Origin of the sequence: Caldiplasma sukawensis (assembly GCF_052315375.1) — an archaeon.
Lineage (GTDB): Archaea > Thermoplasmatota > Thermoplasmata > Thermoplasmatales > Thermoplasmataceae > Cuniculiplasma.
This window is the reverse complement of the sequence record NZ_JBLSDG010000004.1, coordinates 98,971-108,759: the sequence shown is the minus strand read 5'-3', so window position 1 is coordinate 108,759 and position 9,789 is coordinate 98,971. Positions and strand designations below refer to the sequence as shown.

The 9,789-nt window shown below is 34.6% G+C and carries 7 protein-coding genes and 1 pseudogene; 5 read left to right on the top strand and 3 right to left on the bottom strand.

Going from position 1 to position 9,789, the window contains the following annotated elements; all coding sequences use genetic code 11:
• Nucleotides 1-960: pseudogene (locus ACNF4Z_RS03900) on the bottom strand (hypothetical protein); the annotation flags it as partial.
• 1,003 nt (nucleotides 961-1,963) lie between these two features.
• Between ACNF4Z_RS03900 and smc the strand changes: the two are divergent.
• The 5 genes from smc to ACNF4Z_RS03875 are packed head-to-tail and all read left to right on the top strand — an operon-like array spanning nucleotide 1,964 to nucleotide 8,065.
• Nucleotides 1,964-5,518 (top strand): chromosome segregation protein SMC, encoded by a 3,555-nt coding sequence (smc, locus tag ACNF4Z_RS03895; protein ID WP_458327939.1) that lies wholly within the window; start codon nucleotides 1,964-1,966, stop codon nucleotides 5,516-5,518.
• Nucleotides 5,508-6,311 carry a hypothetical protein gene (locus ACNF4Z_RS03890; RefSeq protein ID WP_458327938.1) on the top strand — a complete coding sequence of 268 codons (804 nt, stop codon included), beginning with the start codon at nucleotides 5,508-5,510 and terminating at the stop codon, nucleotides 6,309-6,311. Before smc ends, ACNF4Z_RS03890 begins: the two co-directional genes overlap by 11 nt.
• Complete coding sequence (locus ACNF4Z_RS03885) at nucleotides 6,280-6,543, top strand: hypothetical protein (protein WP_458327937.1); 264 nt, start codon at nucleotides 6,280-6,282, stop codon at nucleotides 6,541-6,543. Before ACNF4Z_RS03890 ends, ACNF4Z_RS03885 begins: the two co-directional genes overlap by 32 nt.
• Entirely contained in the window at nucleotides 6,540-7,052 is a 513-nt protein-coding gene (locus tag ACNF4Z_RS03880; protein WP_458327936.1) for a hypothetical protein, read from the top strand. The genes ACNF4Z_RS03885 and ACNF4Z_RS03880 overlap by 4 nt, the downstream gene beginning before the upstream one ends.
• Nucleotides 7,053-7,072: 20 nt before the next feature.
• Complete coding sequence (locus tag ACNF4Z_RS03875; protein WP_458327935.1) at nucleotides 7,073-8,065, top strand: tyrosine--tRNA ligase; 993 nt, start codon at nucleotides 7,073-7,075, stop codon at nucleotides 8,063-8,065.
• On the opposite strand, the gene fen is transcribed toward ACNF4Z_RS03875, so the two are convergent.
• Together fen and radB are read right to left on the bottom strand one after the other, a co-directional pair.
• The gene (fen, locus tag ACNF4Z_RS03870; protein WP_458327934.1) at nucleotides 8,054-9,073 is read right to left on the bottom strand and encodes a flap endonuclease-1; all 1,020 of its coding nucleotides are present in this window, start codon (nucleotides 9,071-9,073) and stop codon (nucleotides 8,054-8,056) included. The genes ACNF4Z_RS03875 and fen overlap by 12 nt on opposite strands.
• A gap of 5 nt (nucleotides 9,074-9,078) precedes the next feature.
• Nucleotides 9,079-9,789, bottom strand: a complete 711-nt coding sequence (gene radB / locus ACNF4Z_RS03865; RefSeq protein ID WP_458327933.1) for a DNA repair and recombination protein RadB — start codon at nucleotides 9,787-9,789, stop codon at nucleotides 9,079-9,081.

The following is a 9,789-nucleotide window of genomic DNA, read 5'->3' as shown; positions in this document are numbered from 1 at the left end:
GTATGTTCCATTTGTAAGTGATAAGGAATATGATGTTCCTGTTATTGGACCTGAATCATGACTTGTGATGTTGACATACCATGGTGTTCCTGAAGGTAATCCTGTCTCTGTGAATGTCACTGTATATGTTACCAATGAGAAGGAAACCATTATTGTGTTATTTGATGTTACTCCATTTACAGTGAATGATCCTCCGTTGGCATGATATAACTTGTTGGTTGTTCCTATTGTGTATATGTATGTTCCATTTGTAAGTGATAAGGAATATGATGTTCCTGTTATTGGACCTGAATCATGACTTGTGATGTTGACATACCATGGTGTTCCTGAAGGTAATCCTGTTTCTATAAATGTGACTGTATAAGGTATACCGAAATAGATTGATATTGAAATTCTACTTCCATTTACGGTGAATGATGACGAGGTTATATTTGAGGCATATTGAGAATCTGAAGATACAGTATAGTTATATGTTCCATTTGGAAGATTAAATTCTATAAAATCAGGTGCTGGATTGTATGATGGAAGAAAACCAGTAACATTGATGTACCATCTAACACCAGAAGGCAATCCTGTCTCTCTAAATGTTACAGCGTAGGATGCAGCAATGTTTCCAGATGACATTATACCTGGAGATCCTTGTTTAAAATTCGTGACATGTACTTGCCTGCTGGATGAATGGAATGCTTCTCTAAATGGAGAGAGACCATTTCCTGTATTTACCATATTATGATTCAGCAGTGTGTTTTTTGACATTAGATGAGTATATTTTACATAACCAGCTTCTGATGAATTGCTGCTCTGAACAATTGGTGTTATCCTTGAATTCATTTTGCTGATGTTATTCCCACTGACATGATCCATTGAATAGAGGACTGGACTCATGAGAACCAGAAAAGTTACAAGAACTGCAAGTATCTGTAATAAAAACATCTTTCTTGAAATGTGTAGTTTTTTCATTCAAAAGTCATACACAGGGGGTTTAATATTTTTTTGTCATCTCATTTACTATGAAATAAATCCGTTTGACTGTATCATTTTTCTTTGCCTTGGATGATTATTTTCTCAGCAATATTCACAGAAAAAAGAAATATTGCACATCTCCAATTGCTTCAATGTTCCTTCAAATATTTTTATTGACGCATAAGTATATCTTAATTTTTTTCCATATAATATCTTTCATAAAATTGTCTTGGCAGTATCTGATTGGTTTTTCAGGAGTCTTAAATACATACTTTGTCTCATGAAAAATCATTTTTCCAGTGATCTATCACTCTTTATTCATTTTTGAGTTTTCTCATATTTTATAAAGAACAAATCTAAGGGATCAGGGATCTCTTACATTTTCTTTTCTTTTTTAAGGTTGTGAGAAGCCATCATCATGGAATGTTATCTTCACCATCAGAGTTTCATTTTCTATATGGAAGGGCATTTAGCTTTTTTTCTATCATTAGTGATGAATTTGAATATGGAGGGATGCAAAAATACTAACAACTTTTTATTGCATCTTTTTTACCTTCATGCCAAATAATTTTGCTTGAAATGGCAGATGGGAATCTAGTTATACCAAATCAGATCAGGAATTATTACGATAGACTGAGTTGGTTTGAACTCCATTCCAAAGCCTTTAAAACTTTTATCTTTAAAGGCTTTCTGATAGTGAAGTTTTTTTATTGATACTTCCTTTCGGATTCTCCTTCATTGAAATAGATTGAAACCGATGATAATAAAAATATCTATAAAAATAAAATGTATTTATAAATTCCATAGACTTATTTTTTCCCACTCTATCAGTGAGATAACCCTAAATAAAATAAAAAACTATCTGGAGGGAAATTTACAAATCTCTTTAGTGGCTTATTGATTATTAAAATTTTCTCTATTATATGATTTATTTTATTTTTTAAACAGAAAAATTAAATACTATATAATAAATAATCGTCTGACAGAGGGCTGATAAAAGTTGATTATTGAAAGCCTTTACATTAAAAATTTTAAGAGTTTCTCTCCACACGGAACGAAAATAGATTTTAAACCAGGGGTAACAATGATTGCAGGACCCAATGGGAGCGGTAAAAGTAACATAGGAGATGCACTACTGTTTGTATTGGGAGGAAGATCCTCAAAGACTGTTCGTGTAGACAGGCTGGAAGAATTAATACACAATACTGGAAAAAAGAATGACAATGAAGACCTTCTAAAAAAAGGTTTGAAAAATGGTAATGCAGAGGTGGCAGTAACATTCGTTGAAGAGGGGGATGATGGGGAGGTCATTAGAACTGAGCTAAAAAGAACCATAGAGGTGAATAATTACGAGGCAAAATCATCTTATTTCATCAACGGAAATAGGGTAAAAAGGAGTGATGTTGATGAATTTCTTGTTTCAAACGGTATAAATGAGGATTCATACAGTTTTGTTCTTCAAGGTGATGTAAATCATTTTATGACAATGAGCGGAACAGAAAGGAGAAAACTTCTTGAGAGTATTGGTGGAATTGAGACATACAACGTGAAACTGGAAAAGGCAAAGATAGAGAGGGAAAATACATTAAACAACGTTTCAACCATGAATACACTAAGAGGAGAGATTGAAAAAGACCTTGAAAAATTTAAAATTGAAGCTGAAAAATTAAGAACTTACAAAAAATTAATTGACAGAAAGAGAGATTTAATACAGACCAAGCTGTCAAAGGAACTCAGAGAAAATACCATTGATGAGAATAATACAAGTCAGGCACTACAAGACAATGAGAGAAGAATAGGTGAACTTGAATCAAAAATAAGCAATCTGCAGAAGAGAATAGATGAAATAAAGGGTGAAATCAAAAAGATAAATAATGAAAAAATGGGAGAAGTCGGAAACAGATTGAACGAATTAATAAAAATAAGGGATGAACTTAAGATCGGAATTTCAAGGATTACCATTTCTTCAGAGAACAGCTTGAGCCAGATAAAAAATAATGAAAATGAGATAGAGGAGTTCTCTCAGAAGATAGAAGAAATAGAAAACAAATTATTGGAATACAATGCTAATTACAACGAGAAAATAATTAGAAAGGGAAAACTAGAATCTGGAATAAAAACAATGAGTGCAGAAATTGATAAAATAATTGGTTTGAGCAACGAGAATGAGAAGAAAAACAGGAAAAATTTAGAAGAAATGGATAGAATTGAAAAAGAGATCAAGGAGATTGAAAAAGAAACGGAAATTACAAGAAGCGAGAGGTCTGAAAAGGAAGGAAAGAAGAAGGAAATTGAGGGAAAAATTTCACAACTTGAGGAGGAAGTATACAATCTTAAACTTGAGATAAATGAGATTAATTACAAGATGAACTCCTCAGAGAAAGAAAAAAAATTGATAGAGGAAGAAGTGAAGAAAACAAGCGATCAATTTTATTCAGTAAAAAATGAGATTGAAAAACTTACAAATGAGAGGGACGATCTTAGGAAAAGAATAACAAATCTCAAGGATGAAATAAGTAACATCAAGATTAAGATGGGTTCCCAGAGTGGCATGTTTAAGGCCATCTCATCCTTAATGGAAGAAAAAGCAAAAGGTAGAATAACTGGCATAATCAGCACAGTCTCCGAACTTATATCATTTGATCCAAAGCTTGAGAAGGCAGTTTACTCTAGCGCAGGTGGAAGGATATACTCAATTGTAGTGGAAAATGAGGATACAGGACAGGAGTGCATAGAATTTTTGAGGAGAAATAAAATGGGCAGACTCACCTTTCTCCCACTTAATAAACTTGTTGGTGGGAAACCGAGAAGCCCAACAATATTACTAATACAGTCAGGAAAGACAATGAACCTAATTTCAAAAAATATAAGCTATGATAGTAAATATGAAAACATCATATGGTATGCTTTTCAGGATACAGTTCTTATGGACAGTATAGAAAATGCAAAAAACGCACCAAGGGGGGCAAGGATAGTAACCCTTGATGGTGACATCATAGATTCGTCAGGGGCCATGACAGGTGGTTATTATGAAGTTGGACAGAGAAATCAATTCTCAGGAAACGTACTGAAAAAGGAGAGTGATCTTGCCATATACACACAGCAAGAGCAGTCCCTGAATGAAAGAATAAAGATTCTTTCAAAGGAAAAAGAGGAACTTGAACACACCTTGATTTCTAAAAATAAAACTTCCAGCATAAGACCGCCTGAAGAATATAGAAAAGAAATGGAGGAAAAAAACCTAAAAAGAATTGAAAAAGAAAATTTGATCAAGAAACTTCAGGCTGAAAGAGATAGCATTGAGAGAGAAATTGAGGAATTTAAAAGGGAGGAGAGCGAAAACATAAATACAATAGCAAAACTTGAAGAGAAAAAGAAGGAAATGATAACTGAAATGGGAAATACAAAAACAGAGAAGATCAATCTAAAGGAGATGCAGAATGAGCTGCAAATAAAAAATGATGAGATTAAAAAAATCAGTGAAGAAATAACTGAGATTTCTACCAACATCAAAAGATACAGTGAAAGAAAAGAGGAAATTTATAAAGAGATTGATAAAATTAAGAAAAAGAATGTAGAACTTCGTAACTTAATATCAAAAAATGATCTTGAAAGCTCAAACAAGAAACTTGAACTCACTGGCATAGAGGAGGAGATTGAAAATCTACAGGAGAAAAACAGAGAAATAGTTTCGAAAACAAAGGAGTTAGAAAAGGAACAGCAGAAATATGAGATGGAGGTTCAGAATTTAGAAAGGGAGATCAAAGTACTGAATTCAAAAAACATGTCTCTTGGTGTTTCACTTGGTTCACTGAGGGAGAAAATCAAACTGCTTAGAAAGGATATGGAAAGCAATGGAGGTAATGTTCTGAATGACATTATTTCAAAGGAAGAGATAAAGGTAGAAATTCAAAGCTGTGATAATGAAATAGTAAAGCTTGGGGATATTAATGAGGGGGCAGAAAAGCTTTACAATGATAAAGCTCAAGAATATGAGGAGATCTCAGATAAATTGAGAAGATTGGAAAATGAGATCAGAAACGTTGAACAGCTAATGGCCGAACTTGAAGAAAAGAAAAAGAATATACTGGTTGAACTTTTCAAAAACATTAACAGGGAATTTTCAGCTGTTTTCAGAAGGGTTTCAGACGGAGGTGAAGCTCTTCTTCAGATGAGCGATGAGAATGACCCATTGAATTCAGAAATAAACGTTCTGGCAATTCCAAAGAAAAATGACACATTCAAAAAACTTTCAGTACTGAGCGGCGGAGAAAAGAGCCTTGTATCTCTCTCTTTCATAATTGCTGTTCAAAAGATTAAGCCCTCACCATTTTACTTTCTGGATGAAATTGATGCCTTCTTTGATGGAAGCAATGCTGAAAAGATGGGTAGACTTCTTCAAGAGAACAGGGATAGGGCACAGATTCTATTTGTTTGTCTGAAGAGTTTTGTTGGATCTTTTGCTGACAACATGATTGGTGTTACAATGGACAGAGAGACGATGAGTACAAGAATTTTTACCAGAGTGATGGAGAGGAGCATCAATGCAGCCTGAAGATGATTTGGAAAACATTAAGACCCTTCTAATAACACAGGCAGCAATGCTTGGTCTGGATTATGATTATCTGAGAGACATAAACCCCAAATCAATTGAAAAGGAAAAAAGAATCATATATGAGGTGATTAGAGAATGCTTTGAAATGGATATTAATCCATGGCTCATTGACATTGTTGAATACGTAAAAATAATAAAGAGTTTGATTGACAGACAACTTCTTCAACTTGGAGAGGCAGGCTATCTCATTGTAAGGGTCTGGGTAAAGCTTTTTGCCAAAACTGAAGAGATACTGGAACTTATAAAAAAGAAAGATGATGATGAAGAACAGTTTGAGAATTTAATCTCCATTGACATGGGAAATGAGCCATCTATGGAGGAAAATTTAACAATAATGGGTGGGGAAAAAAGAAAAATTGACCTGCTTAAGATTCCAATAACCCATGGGGAGAAGAGAACTGTAACCCTTGCTGAATTGGTAGATGCTTTAAGGGACACAAGAAAAATTAGGGGGGAAGTTAAAACAAGGGATAACTCAGATAACATTCAAAATTTTGACGAAAGAATTTTCTCCAAACTAAACAAAGGAAATCCTGCAATGGAGAGGGAAAATGTAATAAATGCAATAAAAATGTTTGCAGACAAAATTGTAGACATAGATGATGTGTACTATAAAACAGGAATGGATTTCCCATCCTTCTTCATAAACTGTCTGACACTTCACAGAAATAATTATATAATGCTAGAACAGGATGTTCCATATGGACCAATCAGAATCAGAAAATTATCCTGAATATATTGATGCAAGAGACATAGCAGATTTTGACAGGTGCAATCTCAAATATTACTACGCAAAAACACCTGTAACCAAAAATAAATCTGGAATTTATGCAACTACAAATAAAAAAAGAAAGTCAAAAAATACTAAATCACACCATCCTGCTAATGAGAGAGAGATTAATCCATGGATCTTACTATTTATAGTTGTCATTGTAATTATAATACTGCTGGTGATATTCCTTTGATGATTTTCCTTCTAATTTCAATGTTTTCAGTAATACCGATTTTTATTGGAAAGAGAGTTGAGGATTCTGTAAAATATAAAAAATACAGCAGAACATATGTAATCAATGCACCTGTTGAATATGAGGATCATCTTTTTGTTTCTGAAAAATACGGGATTGGAGGAAGGCCCTCGACTGTTAGAAGAGATGAAAGAACTCTTATTCCTGAGATCTACGTACATTCAGAATCTGGAGGTGAGCCTAACAGATACCACATAATGTTAATGGGTTCATACTTTATTGCAATTGAAGACTCCATGCCTGATGATGATGTGGAATATGGTGTTATATATTATGAAGACTGCCTTTTTGTTGTTGATAATAACCAGTACCTTAAAAGCGTTGTAATCTCAACAAAAAGTGCAATTGAAAGAATGAAAAAACTTAAGGATTTTCACAGGACAAATCAGGATCCAAATGTGTGTTATGCTTGCAAGTTTCAACAAATCTGCACTGAAAGATTAATATAGATTTCATCTCTGGACTGCTGATGGTAAGGATTAATGAATCACTATACGAGGAGATTATAACAAAACAGGAATTGGAAACCCTTGATTCAGGTAAAGGGTACATAGGTTTTGAACCATCAGGAATTCCACACATTGCCTCAATTTTCATGTTTAACAGCAGAATATCAAATTTAATTGAATCAGGAGTTAAGATGGATGTGCTTCTTGCAGACTGGCATGCTGCAATAAATGATAAACTGAACGGGGACATGGACCTTATAAGGGAGAGTGGTGAACTTCTAAAAGAGGCATTTAAAAAAACTACAAAACCAAATCCATCATTCATCTGGGCTTCCGATCTCATATCAAAAAAGGAATATTTTGAAACGCTAATAAGAGTGGGAAAGAACACTACACTCTCAAGGCTCACACGAGCACTGCCAATAATGGGACGAACAGAGAAGGATGCTGAATCTGATTTCAGCAAATACATATATCCAATAATGCAGGCAACAGATATTTTTGTGATGAATTATGACATAGCTATTGGAGGTATGGATCAAAGGCATGCCCACATGCTTCAGAGAGATGTTGCTGAAAAACTAGGAAGAAAAAAAGTAATAAGTCTTCATGTCCCCCTTCTTGGAAGTCTGAAGGGATCAGGAAGAATGGATATGTTCCAGAAAATGTCAAAGAGCGATCCTGGAAGTACAATACTCATAACTGATAATGAGGACGAGGTAAAAAGGAAGATATCAAAAGCATTCTGTCCCATGAATCAAGCAACTGGAAATCCAGTGATTGATATCCTCCAGTACATTATAATTCCATCAAGAGGAAAAATCACAATTCCAGGAAAGGAAGGGGATGTGAAGGTTGAAAATGCAAAGGAACTTAAAGAAAATTATGAAAATGGATCCATTCATCCATCAGATCTTAAGGAGAAAACTGCACAAGAGATAATAGAAATCATGAAACCATTGACATCAATTGGGGAAGAATTCAAAAAGATACAGATGAAGTTAAAAAAATGAATCCAGACTTTTTTGATCTCCCTTTGAATATGCTTCCTGAAGTTTTGCAATGTAAGGTCTCACCCTATTCTCTGAAAAATCCTTCTTTTCACAAAGAAACATAAGTATTCCTTCTTCATCCGGTTTATTGTAGGAAACACTATAAGAATCTGTAACCTGAGGTTTCAGAAATATTTCCCTCACTTTTTCGAATTCAGGAACCTCTAAATTTTTTTCTTTTATAACATTTTCAAGATTTTCATATTTCTTAATGAGGTCCAATGCTTTTTTCGGGCCGATATTTCTCACACCATCATTGAAATCTGTCCCTATAAGTATTGCAGCATCTATCAGCTGCTCCCTTGTTATACCAAGATTGGCAAGGTTCTCTCTCAAATCAATGTACTCTGGGTCAACCGTCACGTATATATTCCTGCTTGAAACCCTTCTCTTACCATATATGGCAAAATTCCTCAAAACCCTCCTTGCGCCAAAAAGCATTGAATCATAGTCCTGTGTGATAACAGCCTGTACATCACCCTTCATTGACATATAGGAGGCCTGTGCCTCACCTTCAGATGGTGCCTTAACAAATGGTATTCCCATATATTTAAGGAGAGTAATACTCTCCTCAACCATCTCAGATGTTACAGAATTTATTGATCTCTTGAGCCTTGCGATCCTGTCTGCGTCACCCTCCATTATTGCCTTTTCGAGGCTCATTTCATTTTTTTCCCTTATTATTTTTCTTTCGGCCAAGGTTTTCATTTTCATAGGAGATGGTTTGCCGTCAAAAACAAAAACTGGTTTTAATCCCTCTGAAATTAGTGATACTGTTCTGTAAAATATTCCACTGAGATGAGAGGTAACATTACCATTCCTGTCCATAAGTGGTGTTCCATCAGGTTGCCTTATTCCGCTTAAAAACTGATAAAGAATATTGTAAGCATCTACTGAAACAGTATTACCTGCAAATTCTGATATTGATGTCTTGTGTTTTATCAGGATGGGTTCAAGATCTACTCCCATTGGTGTTAATATGTGGTTTTGCTATGTAAATCTTTTGTACCTGCACAGATTATTCCTGACTGCCCGATTAAAAAAGAAGTGAATTTTCCATCCTTAATTGATCTGTGTTTTACCACTGTGAAATCCCTCTTTCCATTATCTCTCCTACGAACTGAATAGATTGATTTGGCAAAATGATTCAGAAGGTAACCACCATACGGTACAATATCTGATGACTGAGGATCAAAGTAGACCTGATTTGTTACAAATACTGGAATGTAAAACTTCCTTGCCATATCTGAGAGAATGGAAATGATCCTCTGAAGTTCAGCATTTCTTTCACTCTCTTCCTGCATAATTCTTATGAAAGAGGTTAAGGAGTCCACCGTTATACTGATAAATTTTTCTCCCTTTTCCATCGACCTTCTTATTTTTATCAGTGTTGCCTCTAATCCCGGGATATCCTCTGGCTGGTAAAGCACAAAATTCTGTCTGTAATCCTCCAAACCTGAAGATATCTGAGAGTACCTTTCGTATGAAAAACCCTCCGTATCTATGTATATTGTTCTTCCCGACAGAGAACAGTTTACTGAGAACTGAAGAGCTAGATTTGTTTTTCCTGCACCCCCTTCACCATAAATTTCACTTAAAATTCCCTTTTCTATTCCACCCTCTAACAATTCATCGATACAACCTATACCTACTGGTATTTTTGAATCTTCCCTAATTTCAACCAT